Here is a 21,308-nt window from a genome sequence, read left to right as displayed (position 1 = left end):
CCGGTGTTGCAATAAAAAAACGGCCTCCCACAGTGGAGGCCGTTTTGCATTCACGATTGGCGACTTTTCTTGCGCCGCGCCCATTGCCGGACCACCCACCAGCGCCAGTACATCATCACCACGCAGTAGGCGAGGGCGCCCAGCGCCAGCCCGACCACCACCGAGCCCAGCAGGAAGGGTTGCCACAGGGTCGAGAGTTCTCCGCTGATCCATTCCCAGGTCAATTCGTCGGGGAGAGTGCGGGCGGGAACATCCATCAACCAGGCACCCGCCTGATAGGTGCAGAAGAACACGGCTGGCATGGTGATCGGGTTGGTCAGCCAGACCAGGCTGACGGCAATCGGCATGTTGCCGCGCACCGTGATGGCCAGTGCCGCCGCCACCAGCATCTGCGCGGGAATCGGCAGAAACGCCGCGAACAGGCCAACGGCCATGGCCCGGGCCACCGAGTGACGATTGAGGTGCCAGAGGTTCGGGTCATGCAGCAACGTGCCGAGAAAGCGTAAGGATTTGTGTTCCCTGATGCTCGTCGGATCGGGCATGTAACGTTTGAATAAGCGCCGGGGCATAAGGCTTCTCGGTCGGTTAAGGCGGCAAGTATGTCTGGATTCTACGAACCGCCCATTCAGACTTTGTGACAATTGATAACGACGGCTGTGACCAACACCCGCTATGCCTGGTGAGGGGAGACTTTTCTGGAAAGTCGCAATCAAGGACGAGCGTATGCGCACAGGGATGATGGCGCTGGCGGTCGGTCTGCTGGTTCCGGTTTTTTTGCCGGCGTTGCCGCCGGTCGGGTGGATGGTTTTGCTGCCGGTCGTGGCGCTGATGCTGCTGCCGTTTCGCAGTTACCCGCTGGCCTTTTTGCTGTTCGGCTTCGCCTGGTCGTGCATCGGTGCGCAGTGGGCGCTGGATGATCGATTGCCATCGAAGCTGGACGGTGAGACGCGCTGGGTCGAAGGGCAGGTGGTCGGTCTGCCGCAAAATGGCGACGGCGTTGTGCGCTTCGAACTGGCCGATGCCCGTTCGCGGCACGAGAAACTGCCGTCGCTGATGCGTCTGGCGTGGTACGACGGGCCATCGGTCAACAGCGGTGAGCGCTGGCGCCTGGCGGTCAAGCTCAAGCGTCCCGGCGGGCTGCTCAATCCCGATGCCTTCGATTACGAGGCCTGGCTGTTGGCGCAACGCATCGGCGCCACCGGCACGGTAAAGGACGGCAGTCGGCTGGCGGCAGCGCATTGGGCCTGGCGGGACGGCATTCGTCGGCGTCTGCTGGAAGTGGACACCCAGGGGCGAGGCGCCGCGCTGGCGGCGTTGGTGCTGGGTGATGGCTCGGGACTCAGTCGCGAGGACTGGCAGATTCTGCAGGACACCGGCACCGTGCACCTGCTGGTGATTTCCGGGCAGCACATCGGTCTGTTGGCGGCGGTGATGTATGGGCTGGTCGCCGGGCTGGCGCGATTCGGTGTGTGGCCATTGCGTTGGCCATGGCTGCCGTGGGCGTGCGGTCTGGCGTTCGCGGCGGCGCTGGGTTACGGGCTGCTGGCCGGGTTCGAGGTGCCGGTGCGACGGGCCTGCGTGATGGTTGCGCTGGTGTTGCTGTGGCGATTGCGATTTCGCCATCTCGGTGCCTGGTGGCCGTTGTTGCTGGCCTTCAATGGGGTGTTGTTGATGGACCCGCTGGCCAGTCTGCGTCCGGGATTGTGGTTGTCCTTCGCGGCGGTGGCGGTGCTGATTTTCACCTTCGGCGGTCGACTGGGACCCTGGCGCTGGTGGCAGACCTGGACGCGAGCGCAATGGCTGATCGCTATCGGCCTGTGCCCGGTGTTGCTGACCTTGGGCTTGCCGATCAGCCTCAGCGGGCCATTGGCCAATCTGCTGGCGGTGCCGTGGATCAGCTTTGCGGTGCTGCCGCCGGCATTGCTGGGCACTTTGTTGTTGCCGATTCCCTATGTCGGCGAAGGTCTGTTGTGGCTGGCCGGCGGGCTGGTCGATGGATTGTTCCGGACTCTGGCCCAGATCGCAGGGCGTTGGCCAGCGTGGGTTGCAGCATCGATGCCGGGTTGGGTTCTGGCACTGGGCTGCATCGGTGCACTGCTGTTATTGCTGCCCCGAGGCGTTCCGTTGCGCCCCTTGGGTTGGCTGTTACTGCTGGTGCTGGCATTACCGCCCCGGGAGCGGCTGGCCGAAGGCCTGGCGGATGTCTGGCAGCTCGACGTCGGCCAGGGTCTGGCGATTCTGATACGCACCCGTCACCACACATTACTGTACGACAGCGGCCCGCGTTTCGGCGACTTTGACGTCGGTGAACGGGTGGTGCTGCCTGCCTTGTACAAGCTGGGCGTGGAGCGGCTCGACCTGATGCTGCTCAGCCATGCCGACGCTGACCATGCCGGTGGCGCGTTGGCGGTGGCAAACGGCTTGCCGGTCAGCCGGGTGCTCAGTGGCGATCCGCCGGGTCTGCCCGAAGCGCTGAACGCTGAAACCTGTGAAAGCGGTCGGCAATGGCAATGGGACGGCGTTGCCTTTCATCTATGGCAGTGGGCCGACGCCCATGACAGCAACCAGCGTTCCTGCGTCCTGCAGATCGAAGCCAACGGCGAGCGGTTGCTGCTGACCGGCGATATCGACACCGCTGCCGAACGGGATTTGCTCAACAGCGCACTGGCGGTTCCGACCCGATGGCTGCAAGCCCCGCACCATGGCAGTCGCAGTTCTTCCTCGATGGCGTTGCTCAAGGTTTTGCAGCCTCGGGACGTGCTGATCTCCCGGGGGCAGGGCAACTCGTTCGGGCATCCGTATCCGACGGTCATCGCTCGTTACCGCAAGCTGGGCTTGCGCATCCATGACAGCGCCGAGCAGGGTGCCATTCATCTGCAACTGGGCAGATTCCAGCCGGCCCGGTCGATGCGTCAGCAGCGCCGGTTCTGGCGCGACCCGCCGCTGCCGGGGGCGGAGTACCGTTGAGCACGGTCGTCGGGGGGACGGGTCTTTATCGCGAACCGGTATGGTAAAGTGGCGCACTTTTTCGAGGGGGCTGTCACTGTGTGGGAATTGGTCAAATCCGGCGGCTGGATGATGTTGCCGATCATTCTGAGTTCCATCGCCGCCATGGCGATCGTCGCCGAGCGCCTGTGGACCCTGCGCGCCAGTCGCGTCACCCCTGAGCATCTGCTGGGTCAGGTCTGGGTCTGGATCAAGGACAAGCAGCTCAACAAGGAAAAACTCAAGGAATTGCGCGCCAACTCGCCGCTGGGTGAAATCCTCGCCGCAGGCCTGGCCAACTCCAAGCATGGTCGCGAGATCATGAAAGAGTGCATCGAAGAGGCCGCCGCCCGGGTCATCCACGAGCTGGAGCGCTACGTCAACGCGCTGGGCACCATCGCCGCCATGTCGCCGCTGCTCGGTCTGCTGGGTACGGTGCTGGGCATGATCGACATCTTCAGTGCCTTCACCGGTTCCGGCATGACCACCAACGCTTCGGTATTGGCCGGTGGTATCTCCAAGGCGCTGATCACCACGGCAGCGGGCCTGATGGTCGGTATTCCGTCGGTGTTCTTCCACCGTTTCCTGCAACGCCGCATCGATGAGCTGGTGGTGGGCATGGAGCAGGAAGCGATCAAACTGGTGGAAGTGGTGCAGGGCGACCGTGACGTCGATCTGGCCGGGGGCAAAGCGTGAAATTCCGTCGCAAACCCCGGGAAACGATCGACATCAACCTCGCGTCGCTGATCGACGTGGTGTTCATTCTGTTGCTGTTTTTCGTCGTGACCACCACCTTCACCCGCGAAACCCAGTTGCGTGTCGACCTGCCGGAAGCGGTCAGCGGCTCGCCGGCCGAGGATCAGCAGGTCAAGCAACTGGACGTCGCCATCAGCGCTGAAGGCGTGTTTTCGGTGAACAACAAGATTCTGCCGAAAAACGACCTGGCGACTCTGATGGAAGCCATGCAGAAGGAAGCCAACGGTGACACCAACATGCCGTTGTCGATCAGTGCCGATGGCAAGACTCAGCATCAATCCGTGATCACCGCCATGGACGCGGCCGGCAAGCTCGGTTTCAGCCATTTGCGCATGACCACGGTCGAGGCGGCGCCCAAATCCTGATGGCCATGTCCGATCGTCTGCTCGCCGCGTGGTATCAGGGGCATCCGGCCCTTACGCTGTTGCGGCCGCTGGAGTGGCTGTACCGCCGCGTCGTGGCCGGCAAGCGTCAGCGTTTTCTCGACGGCGAAGGCGAAATCTATCAGTCGCCGGTGCCGGTGATCGTGGTCGGCAACATCACCGTTGGCGGTACCGGCAAGACGCCGATGATTCTGTGGCTGATCGAACACTGTCGGCGCAGCGGGTTGCGGGTCGGTGTGGTCAGTCGCGGTTACGGCGCCAAGCCGCCGCAGTTGCCATGGCGGGTTGAAGCCGATCAAGGCGCCGAAATCGCTGGTGACGAGCCATTGCTGATCGTGCAGCGCACCGGTGTGCCGCTGATGATCGACCCGAACCGCGGCGGCGCCGTCAAAGCCCTGCTGGCCAGCGAGCCGCTGGACCTGATCCTGTCCGATGACGGCATGCAGCATTATCGTCTGGCGCGGGATCTTGAGCTGGTGCTGATTGACGCTGCCCGAGGGCTGGGCAACAAACGCTGCCTGCCCGCCGGCCCGTTGCGTGAACCGATCGAGCGCCTGCAAAGCGTCGATGGCGTGCTGTTCAACGGCGCGGCGTCGGACCGCGAGGACGGTTTCGCTTTCCGTCTGCAACCCACCGCACTGGTCAATCTACTCAGCGGCGAACGCCGGCCCCTCGATCACTTTCCGCCCGGCCAGGCAGTGCACGCAGTGGCCGGGATCGGCAATCCGCAACGTTTCTTCAATACCCTCGAAGCGCTAGACTGTCGGCCTGTGCCCCACGCGTTTGCCGACCACGCCGAATACAGCGTGCAGGCCTTGAGTTTCACGCCGTCATTGCCATTGGTGATGACCGAAAAGGACGCGGTGAAGTGCCGCGCCTTCGCTGCCGCCGACTGGTGGTACCTGGCGGTCGATGCCGTGCCGTCGCCGGCCTTCGTGGCCTGGTTCGACACGCAACTGATGCGCCTGTTGCCGGATCGGCTTTTGCCTTAAACCGTTTTTATCCAGGGAATGCTCATGGACACCAAATTGCTCGACATCCTCGCCTGCCCGATCTGCAAAGGCCCGCTCAAGCTCAGCGCCGACAAGACCGAACTGATCAGCAAGGGCGCCGGCCTGGCGTACCCGATCCGTGATGGCATCCCGGTCATGCTGGAAAGCGAAGCCCGCACCCTGACCACCGACGAGCGTCTGGATAAATGACCACAGCCTTCACCGTTGTCATCCCGTCGCGCTACGCCTCGACCCGTCTGCCGGGCAAACCGCTGCTGGATATCGCCGGCAAGCCGATGATCCAGCACGTCTGGGAACAGGCGAGCAAAAGCAGCGCCAGCCGTGTGGTCGTGGCCACCGACGATGCGCGCATCGTCGAGGCCTGCAAGGCTTTCGGCGCCGAAGTGGTGCTGACCCGCGAAGATCACAACTCCGGTACCGACCGCTTGGCGGAAGTGGCCGCAAAGCTGGGTCTGGAACCGGATGCCATCGTGGTCAACGTGCAGGGTGACGAACCGCTGATCCCGCCAAGCGTGATCGATCAGGTCGCCGCCAACCTTGCGGCTCACACCGAAGCGCGCATGGCCACCCTGGGCGAGCCGATCGAGGACGTGGAAACCCTGTTCAATCCGAACGTGGTCAAGGTCGTCAGCGACCTCAACGGTCTGGCGCTGACGTTCAGTCGTGCGACGTTGCCGTGGGCCCGCGATGCGTTCGCCAGGAACCGCGACGTGCTGCCGGAAGGCGTGCCGTATCGCCGCCACATCGGCATCTATGCCTACCGTGCAGGCTTCCTCCAGGACTTCGTGAGCTGGGGCCCGTGCTGGCTGGAAAATACCGAATCCCTCGAACAGTTGCGTGCCCTGTGGCACGGCGTGCGGATTCACGTGGCTGACGCGTTGATCGCGCCGCCGACCGGGGTCGACACCGCCGAAGACCTCGAGCGCGTCCGTCGCCTGCTGGAGGCCTGATGCGCGTTCTGTTCGTGTGCCTGGGCAACATCTGCCGCTCGCCCACCGCCGAAGGCGTGATGCGCGCCAAACTGCGTGAAGCCGGATTGGCGGCTCAGGTCGAAGTGGCCTCTGCCGGTACCGGCGACTGGCACGTCGGCAATCCGCCGGACAAGCGCAGTCAGGCAGCGGCCAAACTGCGTGGTTACGACCTGTCGGCGCAACGCGCTCAGCAGGTCAGCCGCGCCGATTTCGCCAGCTACGACCTGATCCTCGCCATGGACAACAGCAACCTGCGCAACCTCAAGGCCTTGCAACCGTCTACCGGCAAGGCTGAGCTGGACTTGTTCCTGCGCCGTTATGAAGGCGAAGTCGATGAGGTGCCGGATCCGTATTACGACGGCGATCAGGGTTTCGAGCAGGTGCTGGATCTGATCGAGCGCGCCTGCGACCGGTTGCTGATTGAAGTGAAGGGCCGGTTATGAGTTTGCAGGTACACCCCCAGGTTTCCATGAGGCCGTTCAACACCTTTGGTGTGGACGTTCGCGCGCAACTGTTTGCCGAAGCCCACAATGACGCCGATGTGCGCGAAGCCCTGGCTTATGCGACCGCCCAAGATGTGCCGTTGCTGGTCATCGGTGGCGGCAGCAATCTGCTGCTGACGGCGGACATTCCGGCACTGGTGCTGCGCATGGCCAGCCGTGGCATTCGCGTCATCAGTGATGACGGCAACCGCGTGGTGATCGAGGCCGAGGCTGGCGAGCCGTGGCATCCGTTTGTCCAGCACACGCTGGCGCAGGGTTTTTCGGGGCTGGAAAACCTCAGCCTGATCCCCGGCACCGTCGGCGCTGCGCCGATGCAGAACATTGGTGCCTACGGTGTCGAGATCAAGGACGTGTTCGCCGGCCTGACAGCGTTGGATCGCCAGACCGGCGAGTTGCGCGACTTCAGGCTGGAAGAGTGCAACTTCGCCTACCGCGACAGCGTGTTCAAGCAGCAGCCGGGTCGTTGGTTGATCCTGCGGGTGCGATTCGAACTGAATCGAGTCGCGCATCTGCACCTGGAATACGGCCCGGTGCGTCAGCGCCTGACCGAGCAGGGCATCGAGCAGCCGACGCCGACGGATGTCAGCCGCGCCATTTGCAGCATCCGCAGCGAGAAACTGCCGGACCCGGCGGTGCTCGGTAATGCCGGCAGCTTCTTCAAGAACCCGCTGGTGTCGGCAGCGGTGGTCGCGCAGATCAAGGGGCAGCACCCGGATCTGGTGGCCTACGCGCAACCGGACGGGCAGATGAAGCTGGCGGCGGGCTGGCTGATCGAGCGGGCGGGCTGGAAAGGTTTCCGTGAGGCCGATGCCGGCGTGCATAAGTTGCAGGCGCTGGTGCTGGTCAACTACGGCGCGGCGACCGGGCTGCAACTGCTCGATCTGGCGCAACGTATCCAGAAAGACATTGCAGAACGTTTCAATGTCGAGCTGGAAATGGAGCCCAACCGTTATTGAGGCTACGCTTTCAAGGCTGAATCCAAAGCCCTGCACTATTTAAAAAGTGCAGGGCTTTTTTGTTAATCCCGGGTTAACTTAGCGAGCTAACGATACAACCCTTTGCTCCACCAAAGGCCCGGTGCAGACGTTCCTGTCGGCACAAGAGAGCCTCATTAGCCTGAGTCGATCTGCGTGAACCCACCGCTGATTTTCCGGCGGCAGATTGCTCGACCCCATAACCTCCACGAATATGCGGGCGTGCCCATGATTACCCTGAAACTCAATGGTCAAGATCATCCACTCGATGTCACCGAGGACATGCCCCTGTTGTGGGCGATCCGTGACGTCGCCGGTTACAACGGCACCAAGTTCGGCTGCGGCATGGGCCTGTGTGGCGCCTGCACCATTCATATCGACGGCTCGCCGGCGCGCAGTTGCATCACGCCGATCGGCTCGGTGGCCGGGCAGAATGTGACCACCATCGACAACCTGCACGCCGATCCGATTGGCCAGATCGTCCAGCAGGCCTGGCTGGACACCGCCGTGGCCCAGTGCGGTTTCTGTCAGGGTGGGCAGATCATGTCTGCCACCGCGTTGCTCAAGACCAACCCGAACCCGAGCGACGAGCAGATCGAAGAGGCGATGGTCGGCAATATCTGCCGCTGCGGCACCTATAACCGAATCAAGACCGCCATCCGCCAGGCCTCCACTCACTTGAAGGAGGCCAAGGCATGAGCCGCTTACCGAACGATTTCGCCCTGAGCAACCTGAGTCGTCGGGGCTTCCTCAAGGGTGTGGGCGCTACCGGTGCGCTGGTGCTGGCCGCGAGTTGGGGCTGGCAGGATGCGCTGGCCGAAGACAAACCGAAGAAATTCGGTGCCGATGGCATGCCCAACGGCTGGATCGACGATCCGAAGGTCTATGTCAGCATTGCCGCCGACGGCACGGTGACCGTGGTCTGCAACCGCTCGGAGATGGGCCAGGGCGTGCGTACGAGCCTGACCATGGTGGTCGCCGATGAACTTGAGGCCGATTGGGCTCACGTCAAAGTGCAACAGGCGCCGGGCGATGAAGTGCGTTTCGGCAACCAGGATACCGACGGCTCGCGCAGCATGCGCCATTGGTACGAACCGATGCGTCGTTGCGGCGCCGCTGCCCGGACCATGCTTGAGCAGGCTGCGGCCGCGCAGTGGAAGGTGCCGGTCGGCGAGTGCCGCGCGCAACTGCACAAAGTCATTCACACACCGTCCGGGCGCGAGCTGGGTTATGGCGAGCTGGCTGCAGCGGCCAGTGCGTTGCCGGTTCCGGGGCGTGATAGCCTGCGGCTCAAGCAGCCGTCGGAATTCCGCTACATCGGCAAGGAAGGCACCAAGGCCATCGATGGCGATGACATCGTCAACGGTCGCGCCGTGTACGGAGCCGATGTGCATTTCGACGGCATGCTGTACGCCGTGATTGCTCGACCTGCGGTGTACGGCGGCAAGGTCAAGTCGGTGGATGACAGCGCCGCGCTGAAAGTACCGGGTGTGCTGAAAGTCATTCAGATCGAGCCCCGGCCGCTGCCTTCGGAGTTCCAGCCATTGGGCGGCGTGGCCGTCGTGGCCAGCAACACCTGGGCGGCGCTCAAGGGCCGCGAGGCGCTGAAGATCGAATGGGACGACGGCCCGAACGCCAGTTACGACTCGGTTGCCTATCGCAAAGAGATCGAAGCCGCTTCGCTGAAGCCGGGCAAGGTAGTGCGCAACACCGGCGACATCGAAAAGGCCATCGGCAGCGCTGCCAGCACCCTGGAAGCTTCTTACTACTTGCCACATCTGGCACAGGCGCCGATGGAGCCGATGGTGGCCATCGCTCGCTATAAAGAAGGCGTGTGCGAGGCCTGGGCGCCGAGTCAGGCACCGCAGGTCACCCGTGAGCGAATCGCCGAACGCCTCGGCCTGCCGTTCGATAACGTGACCTTCAACGTGACACTGCTCGGCGGTGGTTTTGGCCGCAAGTCCAAACCGGACTTCGTTGTCGAAGCCGCGATCCTCGCCAAGGAGTTCCCCGGCAAGGCAGTGCGGGTCCAGTGGACCCGGGAAGACGACATCCACAACTCGTATTTCCACACTGTGTCCGCCGAATACCTCAAGGCCGGCGTGGGCAAGGATGGCTTGCCGTCCGCCTGGCTGCACCGCACGGTGGCGCCGAGCATCACGGCGCTGTTCGCACCGGGCATGAATCACGAAGCCGCGTTCGAGCTGGGCATGGGTTTCACCAACATGGCTTATGCGATTCCCAACGTACGTCTGGAAAACCCTGAAGCCACGGTTCATACGCGTGTGGGTTGGTATCGCTCGGTGTCGAACATTCCCCATGGCTTCGCGATCCAGAGCTTCGTCGACGAACTGGCGCACAAGGCCAAGGAAGATCCGCTCAAGTACCAGATCAAATTACTCGGCCCGGATCGGCAGATCGACCCGCGCACGCTCAGTGAAGAATGGAACTACGGCGAATCTCCCGAGCGTTATCCGATCGACACCGGGCGTATGCGCACCGTGCTGGAAACCGCGGCCAAGGCCGCCGGTTGGGGGCGGAAATTGCCCAAGGGCCGTGGTCTCGGATTAGCCGTGCATTACAGCTTCGTCACTTATGTGGCAGCGGTGATCGAAGTCGAGGTCAAGGACGACGGCACGCTGATCGTACACAAGGCTGATATCGCGGTGGATTGCGGGCCGCAGATCAACCCCGAGCGGATCCGTTCGCAGTTCGAAGGCGCCTGTGTGATGGGCCTGGGCAATGCCGTGTGGGGTGAAATCAGCTTCAAGGACGGCAAGGTGCAGCAAGACAACTTCCATATGTATGAAGTGGCGCGCATGTCGCTGGCACCGAAGGAAGTCGCGGTGCATCTGGTGACGCCGCCGGGCGAAGTGCCGCTGGGCGGTGTCGGTGAGCCGGGCGTGCCGCCGATTGCGCCGGCGTTGTGCAATGCGATCTTCGCCGCGACCGGCCAGCGCATCCGCAGCCTGCCGGTGCGTTACCAGTTGCAGGGCTGGCAAAAGGCGCAAGCGTGATGGACAGCGCCGATCTCAATGTCCTGCGCAGCGTCCTGGAATGGCGCCGCGCCGGGCAGCGGGTGGTGTTGTTTTCGGTGGTGCAGACCTGGGGTACCGCGCCCCGGGCGCCCGGCGCGATGCTGGCGTTGCGCGAGGATGGCGTGGTCATCGGTTCTGTGTCTGGCGGTTGTGTCGAGGACGATCTGATTGCCCGGTTGCATGACGGGCGGATTCCCGCCGACGGGCCGCCGGTGCAGTTGATCACCTATGGCGTGACGCGGGAGGAGGCGGCGCGGTTCGGCCTGCCTTGTGGCGGCACCTTGCGCCTGACCGAAGAGCGAGTCGGCGATCCTGCATGGGTCGCCGAGTTGTTGGCTCGTTGTGAGGCTCACGAAATCGTTGCCCGCGAGCTGAATCTTGAAAGCGGTGAAGTGATTCTTTCGCCGGCGAGCAAAGCGGATGCATTGGTTTTCGACGGTAAAACTTTACGCGCCATCTACGGCCCGCGTTGGCGCCTGCTGCTGATCGGTGCCGGACAGTTGTCGCGTTATGTGGCAGAAATGGCGCGGCTGCTGGATTTCGAAGTGCTGATCTGTGATCCCCGCACCGAATTCGTTTATGACTGGGAAGAGCAGCATGGCCGCTTTGTCCCGGGCATGCCGGATGAGGCGGTGCTGAACATTCAGACCGACGAACGCACTGCCATCGTTGCCCTGACCCACGATCCGCGCCTGGACGACATGGCGCTGCTGACGGCGCTGGATTCCAAGGCGTTTTACGTTGGTGCCCTGGGCTCGCGCGTCAACAGCCTCAAGCGCCGGGAATATCTGGCTGAGCTAGGCTTGTCGCCAGCGTCCATTGCAAGATTGCACGGGCCGATCGGTCTGCCGATCGGCAGTCATTCCCCGGCGGAAATCGCGTTGTCGTTGCTGGCGGAAATCGTCGCGATCAAGAATGGTGTCGAGTTGACGCAGAAGAGGGCAGAGCACGCATGAGTCGATCCATCGGAGTGATTGTGCTGGCGGCAGGCGAGGGCAGCCGTTTCCGCGAGGTGGCGGGTGCCGACAAAGACAAGCTTCTGGCCGATTGCACGGGGCGCGACGGGGCTGTGCGTTCGGTGATCGAGCAGACGCTGGTGAACCTGCCGACGAGTCTCGACAAGCGAGTGCTGGTGACGACCGAGGCACGGCCGCAGGCGATGCGCATGGCGCAGGCTTATGGGTGTGATGTTGTCTCGATCGAGTCCACGGGGATGGGTGACAGCATTGCGGCGGGTGTCGCGGCTTGCCCGGATCTGGATGGCTGGCTGATTGTGCTGGGCGATATGCCGTTCATCCTGCCGTCGAGCATTGAACGGGTGGTGGCGGCGATTGCCGACGATGCGGTCAGTGTGCCGCTGCTCAACGGTGAATACGGGCATCCGGTTGGATTTGGTCGAACATTTGGGTCCGGGTTGATGGCGTTGTCCGGTGATCGTGGGGCCAGGCCTTTGTTCAAGCAAGGGCGGGTGGTTGAGGTAGTCGTGGATGATCCTGGCGTCCTGTGGGATATCGATGTGCCCCAGGCGTTGGTTTTTCCGCCGGCCTGATCTAAACCGCAAGGCATAAAAAAGCCCCGCCTGGATGACCAGGCGGGGCTTTTCATTGGCGGTCGGAATCAGACGAGAGGTTTAGGCTCGTGTTCTTTTTCCTGGGCCTGTTCGTGATGCTCGACCGCGTCCTGAACGGAACGTGGTGCTTCGGCAATCACGGCTTCAACGGCAACTTCTTCAGCGACCGGGGCAGGGGCTGCCTCGACCACTTCGGCAGCTGGAGTAGCAGCGGCGGCAGCGGCAGCCAGTTCGGCTTCCTTCTGCAGACGCTCTTCTTCGCGCTTGCGGCGACGCACTTCACGTGGGTCGTTCGGCGCGCGGCCACTTGGCGTCAGGGCGCTGACCGGAGCCGCTTCAACCACAGGGGCTGGTGCTTCGGCTACAACTGGCGCTTCTACGACCGGAGCTTCAACGACCGGTGCCGGTTCAGCAACAACCACTGGCTCGGCAGCCTTGGCTTCTTCAACAACAGGCGCTTCAACCACTGGCGCTGGAGTTTCAGCGACAGCCGGCTCGGCCACCCAGTTGAAAGCGGTCTGTTCTTCGCGAACTTCACGCACGGTTTCGGTCACGGTTTCAGCGACGGTTTCGACAACCGATGCTTCAACAACGACCGGTGCTTCGAAGGCCACGGCAGGTTCGGCAGCGACTTCAACCTGAGGCTGAGTTTCGCGAACCGGAGCCACTTCGACTTCTGGAGCAGCAGCCACTTCTACTGGCGTGGTTGCTTCAACAACCGGCGCTTCTACTGGAGCGGTTTCCAGCGTTGCAGCGGTGGCGCGTTCAGCTTGCTCGTGGGCCTGAGCTTCGGCCGGAGCGCTGATCACGGTGCTGGCAACAGCGGCAGTCACAGCCAGGCCGGCAGCCAGGTCGGCAGTGCTTGGTGCTTCGGCGTTTTCGCCGGTTTCGGATTCTTCCGAACCTTCGATCACGTTACCGTTGGCATCACGCTGACGCTCGCGACGGTTGCTGCGACGACGCTGACCACGGGAGCGGCGACGTGGACGATCGCCTTCGGCGTTCTCCGAACCGTCTTCCGGCAGTTGCTCTTCGTTGGTGGTGATTTCTTCTTCAGCTACGGCAGCAGCGGCTTGTTCGGCACGCGGTTGACGCTCTTCACGCGGTGGACGTGGTGCACGCTCTTCACGCGGCTGACGAGCTGGACGCTCTTCAGTGGCGGCTACAGCAACAGCGGCAGCAGCTGCGGCTGGTGCGGCATCCAGAGGTTCACGCAGTTCACGTACGCGCTCTTCGCGCTCGCCACGCGGCTTGCGATCTTCGCGCGGAGCACGTGGTGCACGTTCTTCACGAGGGGCGCGTGGTGCGCGTTCTTCGCGGGCTACCGGTGCTTCGTCACGGGACTCGCGTGGCTCGCGGACTTCGCGGGCTTCACGAGGCTGACGCTCCTCACGCGGCTCGCGCGGTGCGCGCTCTTCACGTGGGGCACGTTCTTCGCGCGGCTTGCGTTCTTCATCGCGGCGACCGTTACGGTTGCGGCTCTGCTGACGACCGTTGCGACGTTCTTCATTGCGGGCCGGACGCTCGGCGGCAGGTTTTTCAACCACGACCGGAGCAACTGGCTCTTCTTTGGTAGCGAACAGGCTGACCAGCGATTTCACCAGGCCTTTGAACAGGCTTGGCTCTGGTGCGGCAACCGGAGCAGGGGCTGGAGCCGGAGCGGCGACTTCGGTCGGAACCGGAGCGTTGGCGCGGGCCGGAGCGGTCTTGACCGCAGCTTCCTGGCGAACCAGGGTGCGGGTCGCGGCGGCTGGCTGAACGTCTTCGACGTCGGCGGCAGCGGCAGCGATTTCGTAGCTGGACTGGTTGGTCGCGGCTTCCGGGCTGTCGTCACGTAGACGCTGAACTTCGAAATGCGGGGTTTCGAGGTGATCGTTCGGCAGGATGACGATGCGAGCGCGGGTGCGCAGTTCGATCTTGGTGATCGAGTTGCGTTTTTCGTTGAGCAGGAACGCGGCCACCGGGATCGGCACTTGAGCGCGAACTTCGGCGGTGCGGTCTTTCAGGGCTTCTTCTTCGATCAGGCGCAGGATCGCCAGGGACAGCGATTCGACGTCACGGATGATGCCGGTGCCGCTGCAGCGCGGGCAGACGATGCCGCTGCTTTCGCCGAGCGAAGGACGCAGGCGCTGACGGGACATTTCCAGCAGGCCGAAGCGCGAGATGCGGCCGATCTGCACACGGGCGCGGTCGGCTTCCAGGCATTCGCGGACTTTCTCTTCCACGGCGCGCTGGTTCTTGGCAGGGGTCATGTCGATGAAGTCGATGACGATCAGGCCGCCGATGTCACGCAGGCGCAATTGACGGGCGATTTCTTCAGCCGCTTCAAGGTTGGTCTGCAGGGCGGTTTCTTCGATGTCGCTGCCTTTGGTGGCGCGCGCCGAGTTGATGTCGATGGACACCAGGGCTTCGGTCGGATCGATGACGATGGAGCCGCCGGAAGGCAGTTCGACGACGCGCTGGAAAGCGGTTTCGATCTGGCTTTCGATCTGGAAACGGTTGAACAGCGGAACGCTGTCTTCGTACAGCTTGATCTTGCTGGCGTACTGCGGCATCACCTGGCGGATGAAGGTCAGGGCTTCGTCCTGGGCTTCAACGCTGTCGATCAGCACTTCGCCGATGTCCTGGCGCAGGTAATCGCGGATGGCGCGGATGATGACGTTGCTTTCCTGGTAGATCAGGAACGGCGCGGAACGATCCAGCGACGCTTCCTTGATAGCGGTCCAGAGTTGCAGCAGGTAATCGAGGTCCCACTGCATTTCTTCGCTGCTGCGGCCAAGGCCGGCAGTGCGCACGATCAGACCCATGTCGGCTGGAGCAACCAGGCCGTTCAGCGCTTCACGCAGTTCGTTGCGCTCTTCGCCTTCGATGCGACGGGAGATGCCGCCGGCACGCGGGTTGTTCGGCATCAGAACGAGGTAACGACCGGCCAGGCTGATGAAGGTGGTCAGGGCTGCGCCCTTGTTGCCACGTTCTTCTTTTTCGACCTGAACGATGACTTCCTGGCCTTCGCTCAGGACGTCTTTGATGTTGACGCGGCCTTCGGGGGCTTTCTTGAAGTATTCGCGGGAGATTTCTTTGAGGGGCAGAAAGCCGTGGCGCTCGGAGCCGAAATCGACAAAGGCAGCCTCAAGGCTTGGTTCGATGCGAGTGATACGGCCTTTATAGATGTTGGCCTTTTTCTGCTCGCGTGCACCGGATTCGATGTCCAGGTCGTAGAGGCGCTGGCCATCTACCAGTGCAACACGCAACTCTTCGGGTTGAGTTGCGTTAATCAGCATTCTTTTCATGTAGTACCGTCGGTTTCCGGGCTGCCGGAAACGGCGTTCGGCACACACGACTTCTCACGGTCGGTGTCAGGTGCGTCGGGAGTGGTTGGCCATTCCCGTGTCCAGCGATGTCCGGCCAATTGGGCCGTTATCGCGACGTACGCGTCCTGCTTGCTGTGGCTACTTAAGCACTCAGTCAGGAGGAGGAATCAACCGCGGCTGTGGACGAGATGAAGCGTCTTGATAAAGCCTGTTGCTACACAGTCCAGCGGTTGTGCATCTCCACCCTACACGTATCCCTGATAATTCGGGTGCTGCCGCGCGCAGAATCCGCAGCGGGTTGGCATTTACCGTGAGCTCCGAAAGGGGAGGTCACGCATCATGGCTAATTCAGGCGGTGTTTCCGGCGCTTTCGCTCGGGGTCATCCGCGGCTGACTGCACTTTGTGAACTGGCCGTGAATATGGCTCGCGTGGCGAGTCAAAACTCTGCTTTGCGGCGTGATTCAGGCCTCATGTCACCTGCGCTTGTTACAGCTGCAAACTCCACCGTTACGTAGCGAAAGCCCCGTAGGACGGCCTCGCGTCCTGGTGAATTGCGTTGGTCAGGGCCGGTTTTTGACCGTGGTTCCGCTGTCCAGGCCGCTTTTGGCGGCGTTCGCGACTATAGCAGCAATGATTAAGTGCTTCAATTCCATAAAAATTGTTATCATCCGCGCCATGACGACTACTGCCCATTCGACTCCAGGCGTTCAATTGCTTGAGGTCTCGCCGGAATATGCCGGCCAACGAATCGACAATTTCCTCCTCGCCCGGCTCAAAGGCGTGCCCAAGACCTTGATTTACCGCATTTTGCGCAAAGGCGAAGTGCGTGTTAACAAAGGTCGGATCAAGCCCGAATACAAGCTGCAGGCCGGTGATATCGTGCGCGTGCCGCCGGTTCGCGTGCCTGAGCGTGACGAACCGGTGCCTTTGGCACAAGGTCTGTTGCAGCGCCTGGAAGCCTCGATTGTCTACGAAGACAAAGCCCTGATCGTGATCAACAAGCCCGCCGGCATTGCGGTTCACGGTGGCAGCGGCTTGAATTACGGCGTTATCGAAGCCTTTCGTCAGTTGCGCCCCGATGCCAAGGAGCTCGAGCTGGTTCACCGTCTCGATCGTGATACCTCTGGCCTGCTGATGATCGCCAAGAAACGCAGCATGTTGCGTCATTTACATGCCGCGTTGCGCGGTGACGGTGTCGACAAGCGCTACATGGCGCTGGTTCGCGGCAACTGGGCGACTTCGATCAAGCAAGTTCGTGCGGCGCTCGGCAAGAGCAATCTGCGCTCCGGTGAGCGCATGGTCGAGGTCGACGAGGAGGAGGGCAAGGAGTCTGTGACCGTGTTCAAGGTCCTGCGTCGCTTTGGCGATTTTGCCACTCTGATCGAAGCCAAGCCGATCACCGGTCGTACGCACCAGATCCGCGTCCACACATTGCACGCCGGGCACTGCATTGCCGGTGACACCAAATACGGCGATGACAGTTTCAGCAAGGAAATCCGTGATCTGGGCGGCAAGCGCCTGTTCCTGCACGCCTACATGCTGACCGTGCCGCTGCCCGATGGCGGTGAACTCAAGTTGCAGGCACCGGTCGATGAAATGTGGGCCAAGACTGTGGAGCGATTGAGTGCGCCCATCTGATTACAAGCTGCTGATTTTTGATTGGGACGGCACGCTGGCCGATTCCATTCATCGGATTGTCGAGGCAATGCACTCGGCGTCCGGGCGTTCAGGTTTCGAGTTGCGTGATGATTTTGCCGTCAAAGGCATCATCGGTCTGGGCTTGCCCGAGGCGATCCGCACCTTGTATCCGGACATCAGCGATGCCGAAATGACCTTGTTTCGCGAGTATTACGCGGATCACTACATCGCCGCGGAGGCCGTGCCTTCGCCGTTGTTCGAGGGCGTAGTCGAGTCGATGGCGTCCTTTCGCGAGCAGGGCTATCACCTGGCAGTCGCGACCGGCAAGAATCGTCGCGGGCTGGATCGGGTGCTCAAGGCCAATGGCTGGGAAGATTATTTCGATATCACCCGCGCGGCCGATGAAACGGCGAGCAAGCCGCATCCGCTGATGCTGGAGCAGATCCTTGCGCATTGCGGTGTGCGTGCGGAGCAGGCGCTGATGGTCGGCGATTCGTCCTTCGATCTGTTGATGGCGCGCAATGCGGGGATGGATTCGGTGGCGGTCAGTTATGGCGCGCAATCGATCGAATCGCTGCAGCAGTTCGAGCCGCGTCTGTCGATTGACCGATTTTGTGAATTGCATGCCTGGCTCGCGCAGCAGGCTTAATACGTTTTTGCTGGGGTGGATGGCATGACCGACGAATGGAAAGCACCGGCCAAGGCAACTGCCGACGACGGTGATGCGAAAAGCTGGAAGCTGCTGGAAAAGACTCTGCTGGCCGGTGTGCAAGAGCAGCGTCGTTCCAGGCGTTGGGGGATCTTCTTCAAGCTGCTGACGTTTGTTTATCTATTTGTTGCGCTGATCCTGTTCACGCCGTTGATGGACATGGAAAAAAGCGCCACTCGTGGCCCGAACTACACCGCGCTGATCGACGTCACCGGCATGATTGCCGATAAAGAGCCGGCCAGTGCCGATAATCTCGTCGGCAGTCTGCGAGCGGCGTTCGAGGACAAGAAGGTCAAGGGCGTGATCCTGCGCATCAACAGCCCTGGCGGCAGTCCGGTGCAGTCGGGTTACGTGTATGACGAGATCAAGCGCCTGCGTGGTCTGCATCCGGATACCAAGTTGTATGCGGTTATTTCCGATCTCGGTGCCTCCGGGGCCTATTACATCGCCAGCGCCGCAGATCAGATCTACGCCGACAAGGCGAGCCTGGTGGGCTCTATCGGTGTGACAGCGGCCGGTTACGGCTTTGTTGGCACCATGGAGAAACTGGGCGTCGAGCGTCGCACCTACACCTCTGGCGAGCACAAGTCGTTCCTCGACCCGTTCCAGCCGCAGAAGCCGGAAGAGACGGCGTTCTGGCAAAGTGTGCTGGATACCACGCACAAGCAGTTCATCAATAGCGTGAAGCAGGGGCGTGGCGATCGCCTGAAGGACAAGGAGCATCCGGAGCTGTTCTCCGGGCTGGTCTGGTCTGGCGAGCAGGCGTTGCCGCTGGGGTTGATCGATGGTCTGGGCAATGCCAGTTCGGTGGCGCGTGACGTGATTGGCGAAAAGGAGCTGGTGGATTTCACCGTTCAGGAATCGCCGTTCGATCGCTTCTCGAAAAAGCTGGGCGCCAGTGTGGCCGAGCAGTTGGCAATGTGGATGGGTTTCCACGGGCCATCGTTGCGTTGATCGCTTGATGAATAAAAAAACCGGCCTTTGTGGCCGGTTTTTTATGGGTCAGGGAATGTGTACGCCTTCCGCCAGCAGCATGTCGATCAGGCGAATCAGCGGCAGGCCGATCAGGCTGGTGGCGTCGGGGCCTTCGGTGGACTGGAACAGGCTCACGCCCAGTCCTTCGGCCTTGAAGCTGCCGGCACAGTCGTAGGGCTGCTCGGCGTGCAGGTAGCGCTCGATGCGGGCTTGGTCCAATACACGCATGTGCACGGTGAAGGGCACGCAGTCGACCTGGCAGTGGCCTGTCTGGCTGTTGAGCAGGGCCAGGCCGGTGAGGAAGGTCACGCTGGCGCCGCTGGCGGCCATCAGTTGTTCACGGGCGTTTTCAAAGGTGTGCGGCTTGCCGATGATTCGCTCGCCGAGTACGGCAGCCTGATCGGAGCCGATGATCAGATGAGCAGGGTGGCTGTCGGCCAGTGCCCGGGCTTTCTGTTCGGCGAGGCGTTTGACCAGCTCGATTGCCGACTCGTCCGGGCGATGGCTTTCGTCGATATTCGGTGAGCTGCAGACGAACGGCAAGCGCAGGCGGCTGAGCAATTCCCGACGATAGGTCGAGCTTGAAGCGAGTAATAAAGGCAGCATTCGCATCTCCAGAGGCAGGTGGCAGATTCTAGCGGAGCCGCGTAAGTGACGGACAGGGCGCAATTTCCTTTGACATGGGCGGGTGCATCCCTATAATGCTGCGCCTATGTTGAATGACCCGATTCCACCTCACGTTGACCCGCGCAAATTGGCTGACCGTGGCACCACCCTTCAAGGTGAACTGCTGCTGGCCGATTTGAAGAGACTCTGCGACCCGCTTTCCGACGATGTCGGTACGGTGCAGGCTAAATTCGTTTTTGAACGAGATGAACGTAAATCTGTGGTGATCCACAGCTTTATCGACACCGAAGTCAAAATGGTTTGCCAGCGTTGTCTTGAGCTGGTCACCCTGCCGATCCACAGCGAATGCAGTTACGCTGTAGTGAAGGAGGGTGCGAATACCCAGTCGTTACCGAAAGGTTATGACGTGCTGGAACTGGGCGAAGATCCATTGGATCTGCAGTCACTGATCGAGGAGGAGCTTCTGCTCGCCTTGCCCATTGTGCCTGCTCATCATCCGGAAGAATGCCAGCAGCCGGCGGGAGCAGATGAGCCCGAACCGAGCGAGGACGAGGTAACGCGGTCCAACCCGTTCAGTGTATTGGCGCAGTTAAAGCGTGACCCAAACGTTTAGGAGTTAATCAATTATGGCTGTTCAGCAGAACAAAAAATCCCGCTCTGCCCGTGACATGCGCCGTTCGCACGACGCTCTCGAGGCTAGCACCCTGTCTGTAGAAAAAACCACTGGTGAAGTTCACCTGCGTCACCACGTATCGCCAGAAGGCGTATACCGTGGTCGTAAAGTGATCGACAAGGGCGCTGACGAGTAATCACTTGTCCGCTCAAGTCATCGCGATTGACGCAATGGGCGGGGACTTCGGTCCCCGCAGCATTGTTCAGGCCAGCCTTGCTTGCCTTTCTGCTACGCCCTCGCTGCACCTGACCCTCGTCGGTCAACCCTCCCTTCTTGAAGAATTGATCATCGGCCAATCGGCTGCCGATCGCGCGCGCCTGACGATTGTTCCGGCGTCCGAAGTCATCACCATGGACGAAAAACCTGCCCAGGCTCTGCGTGGCAAGCCGGACTCGTCGATGCGTGTCGCCCTCGAATTGCTGCGTGATGGCAAGGTTCAGGCCTGTGTCAGTGCCGGCAATACCGGTGCGCTGATGGCGCTGTCGCGATTTGTGCTCAAGACCCTGCCGGGGATTGATCGTCCGGCCATGGTCGCGGCGATCCCTACGCAGAAGGGCTATTGCCAGTTGCTCGATCTGGGCGCCAACGTCGATTGCAGTGCCGAGCATCTGTTGCAGTTCGCTGTGATGGGGTCTGTGGCCGCACAAACGCTGGGCATTGCCCGCCCGCGTGTCGCGTTGCTGAACATTGGCACCGAGGACATCAAGGGCAATCAGCAGGTCAAGCTGGCTGCGACGCTGTTGCAGGCGGCCCGGGGCATTAACTACATCGGTTTCATTGAAGGCGACGGCTTGTATCGCGGCGAGGCGGATGTGGTGGTTTGCGACGGTTTTGTCGGCAACATCCTGCTCAAGTCCAGCGAAGGTCTGGCGACGATGATCGCGGCGCGCATCGAGGCCTTGTTCAAGAAAAACCTTGCCTCCCGCGCTGTCGGCGCTCTGGCGCTGCCCCTGATGAAGCGTCTGCAGGCTGATCTGGCGCCTGCGAGACACAACGGTGCAAGCTTTCTGGGCTTGCAGGGGATCGTGGTGAAAAGTCACGGTTCGGCCGGGGTTCAGGGGTTTCAGAGCGCCATTCAGCGGGCATTGATCGAGATTCAGGAGAACCTTCCCGAGCGCCTGCACGGCCGTCTGGAGGATTTGTTGTCTTAGGCGTTTTCGTCGGACAATGCTTAAATGTGA

General features: G+C 61.7%; 21 protein-coding genes. 18 read left to right on the top strand and 3 right to left on the bottom strand.

Translation table 11 applies throughout. The features are described 5' to 3' along the window. Positions 1 to 50: 50 nt before the first annotated feature. Complete coding sequence (locus IF199_RS22150) at positions 51 to 569, bottom strand: DUF2062 domain-containing protein (protein ID WP_192558714.1); 519 nt, start codon at positions 567 to 569, stop codon at positions 51 to 53. A 154-nt stretch (positions 570 to 723) separates the two neighbouring features. On the opposite strand from IF199_RS22150, the gene IF199_RS22145 reads away from it, so the two are divergent. From IF199_RS22145 to IF199_RS22090, 12 genes are all read left to right on the top strand, one after another. Beyond that, positions 724 to 2,967 carry a DNA internalization-related competence protein ComEC/Rec2 gene (locus IF199_RS22145; protein ID WP_192558713.1) on the top strand — a complete coding sequence of 748 codons (2,244 nt, stop codon included), beginning with the start codon at positions 724 to 726 and terminating at the stop codon, positions 2,965 to 2,967. A gap of 78 nt (positions 2,968 to 3,045) precedes the next feature. Next, positions 3,046 to 3,681: a MotA/TolQ/ExbB proton channel family protein gene (locus IF199_RS22140; RefSeq protein WP_162803506.1), complete on the top strand. Its 636-nt coding sequence runs from the start codon at positions 3,046 to 3,048 to the stop codon at positions 3,679 to 3,681. Then, entirely contained in the window at positions 3,678 to 4,106 is a 429-nt protein-coding gene (locus tag IF199_RS22135) for an ExbD/TolR family protein (RefSeq protein ID WP_007950767.1), read from the top strand. Before IF199_RS22140 ends, IF199_RS22135 begins: the two co-directional genes overlap by 4 nt. After that, positions 4,106 to 5,116, top strand: a complete 1,011-nt coding sequence (gene lpxK, locus IF199_RS22130) for a tetraacyldisaccharide 4'-kinase (protein ID WP_192558712.1) — start codon at positions 4,106 to 4,108, stop codon at positions 5,114 to 5,116. Before IF199_RS22135 ends, lpxK begins: the two co-directional genes overlap by 1 nt. A 24-nt stretch (positions 5,117 to 5,140) precedes the next feature. Beyond that, a complete protein-coding gene (locus tag IF199_RS22125) occupies positions 5,141 to 5,326 on the top strand; it encodes a Trm112 family protein (RefSeq protein ID WP_003174668.1) in 186 nt (61 codons plus the stop codon). After that, positions 5,323 to 6,087 carry a 3-deoxy-manno-octulosonate cytidylyltransferase gene (gene kdsB, locus IF199_RS22120; RefSeq protein WP_192558711.1) on the top strand — a complete coding sequence of 255 codons (765 nt, stop codon included), beginning with the start codon at positions 5,323 to 5,325 and terminating at the stop codon, positions 6,085 to 6,087. The genes IF199_RS22125 and kdsB overlap by 4 nt, the downstream gene beginning before the upstream one ends. Then, a complete protein-coding gene (locus IF199_RS22115; RefSeq protein WP_102622528.1) occupies positions 6,087 to 6,551 on the top strand; it encodes a low molecular weight protein-tyrosine-phosphatase in 465 nt (154 codons plus the stop codon). The genes kdsB and IF199_RS22115 overlap by 1 nt, the downstream gene beginning before the upstream one ends. Beyond that, a complete protein-coding gene (gene murB, locus IF199_RS22110; RefSeq protein ID WP_192558710.1) occupies positions 6,548 to 7,567 on the top strand; it encodes a UDP-N-acetylmuramate dehydrogenase in 1,020 nt (339 codons plus the stop codon). The genes IF199_RS22115 and murB overlap by 4 nt, the downstream gene beginning before the upstream one ends. A gap of 246 nt (positions 7,568 to 7,813) precedes the next feature. After that, positions 7,814 to 8,284: a (2Fe-2S)-binding protein gene (locus IF199_RS22105; protein WP_096820949.1), complete on the top strand. Its 471-nt coding sequence runs from the start codon at positions 7,814 to 7,816 to the stop codon at positions 8,282 to 8,284. After that, positions 8,281 to 10,602 carry a xanthine dehydrogenase family protein molybdopterin-binding subunit gene (locus tag IF199_RS22100; RefSeq protein WP_192558709.1) on the top strand — a complete coding sequence of 774 codons (2,322 nt, stop codon included), beginning with the start codon at positions 8,281 to 8,283 and terminating at the stop codon, positions 10,600 to 10,602. The genes IF199_RS22105 and IF199_RS22100 overlap by 4 nt, the downstream gene beginning before the upstream one ends. Next, positions 10,602 to 11,579 (top strand): XdhC family protein, encoded by a 978-nt coding sequence (locus tag IF199_RS22095; protein ID WP_192558708.1) that lies wholly within the window; start codon positions 10,602 to 10,604, stop codon positions 11,577 to 11,579. The genes IF199_RS22100 and IF199_RS22095 overlap by 1 nt, the downstream gene beginning before the upstream one ends. Continuing rightward, positions 11,576 to 12,172, top strand: a complete 597-nt coding sequence (locus IF199_RS22090) for a nucleotidyltransferase family protein (protein WP_192558707.1) — start codon at positions 11,576 to 11,578, stop codon at positions 12,170 to 12,172. Before IF199_RS22095 ends, IF199_RS22090 begins: the two co-directional genes overlap by 4 nt. Positions 12,173 to 12,240: 68 nt before the next feature. On the opposite strand, the gene rne is transcribed toward IF199_RS22090, so the two are convergent. Beyond that, complete coding sequence (gene rne / locus IF199_RS22085) at positions 12,241 to 15,483, bottom strand: ribonuclease E (RefSeq protein WP_192558706.1); 3,243 nt, start codon at positions 15,481 to 15,483, stop codon at positions 12,241 to 12,243. 697 nt (positions 15,484 to 16,180) lie between these two features. On the opposite strand from rne, the gene rluC reads away from it, so the two are divergent. The 3 genes from rluC to IF199_RS22070 are packed head-to-tail and all read left to right on the top strand — an operon-like array spanning position 16,181 to position 18,806. Next, positions 16,181 to 17,143 (top strand): 23S rRNA pseudouridine(955/2504/2580) synthase RluC, encoded by a 963-nt coding sequence (gene rluC, locus IF199_RS22080; RefSeq protein ID WP_192558705.1) that lies wholly within the window; start codon positions 16,181 to 16,183, stop codon positions 17,141 to 17,143. Then, positions 17,130 to 17,792, top strand: a complete 663-nt coding sequence (locus IF199_RS22075) for an HAD-IA family hydrolase (RefSeq protein ID WP_096820954.1) — start codon at positions 17,130 to 17,132, stop codon at positions 17,790 to 17,792. Before rluC ends, IF199_RS22075 begins: the two co-directional genes overlap by 14 nt. A 24-nt stretch (positions 17,793 to 17,816) precedes the next feature. After that, positions 17,817 to 18,806: a S49 family peptidase gene (locus IF199_RS22070; protein ID WP_192558704.1), complete on the top strand. Its 990-nt coding sequence runs from the start codon at positions 17,817 to 17,819 to the stop codon at positions 18,804 to 18,806. A 48-nt stretch (positions 18,807 to 18,854) separates the two neighbouring features. Here the strand turns inward: IF199_RS22070 and IF199_RS22065 are convergent, their stop codons facing one another. After that, positions 18,855 to 19,433 (bottom strand): Maf family protein, encoded by a 579-nt coding sequence (locus IF199_RS22065; protein WP_192558703.1) that lies wholly within the window; start codon positions 19,431 to 19,433, stop codon positions 18,855 to 18,857. 106 nt (positions 19,434 to 19,539) lie between these two features. Between IF199_RS22065 and IF199_RS22060 the strand changes: the two genes are divergently transcribed. Genes IF199_RS22060 through plsX form a run of 3 tightly spaced genes read left to right on the top strand, consistent with a single transcriptional unit; the run spans position 19,540 to position 21,278 of the window. Further along, positions 19,540 to 20,067 (top strand): YceD family protein, encoded by a 528-nt coding sequence (locus IF199_RS22060; protein WP_003204262.1) that lies wholly within the window; start codon positions 19,540 to 19,542, stop codon positions 20,065 to 20,067. 13 nt (positions 20,068 to 20,080) lie between these two features. Continuing rightward, a complete protein-coding gene (gene rpmF / locus IF199_RS22055) occupies positions 20,081 to 20,263 on the top strand; it encodes a 50S ribosomal protein L32 (RefSeq protein ID WP_003179396.1) in 183 nt (60 codons plus the stop codon). 4 nt (positions 20,264 to 20,267) lie between these two features. Beyond that, positions 20,268 to 21,278, top strand: a complete 1,011-nt coding sequence (plsX, locus tag IF199_RS22050) for a phosphate acyltransferase PlsX (protein WP_192558702.1) — start codon at positions 20,268 to 20,270, stop codon at positions 21,276 to 21,278. Positions 21,279 to 21,308 lie beyond the last annotated feature (30 nt).

The sequence above is a fragment of the Pseudomonas allokribbensis genome (assembly GCF_014863605.1).
In the GTDB taxonomy this organism is placed as follows: domain Bacteria; phylum Pseudomonadota; class Gammaproteobacteria; order Pseudomonadales; family Pseudomonadaceae; genus Aquipseudomonas; species Aquipseudomonas allokribbensis.
This window is presented reverse-complemented; position numbering and strand designations above follow the sequence as displayed.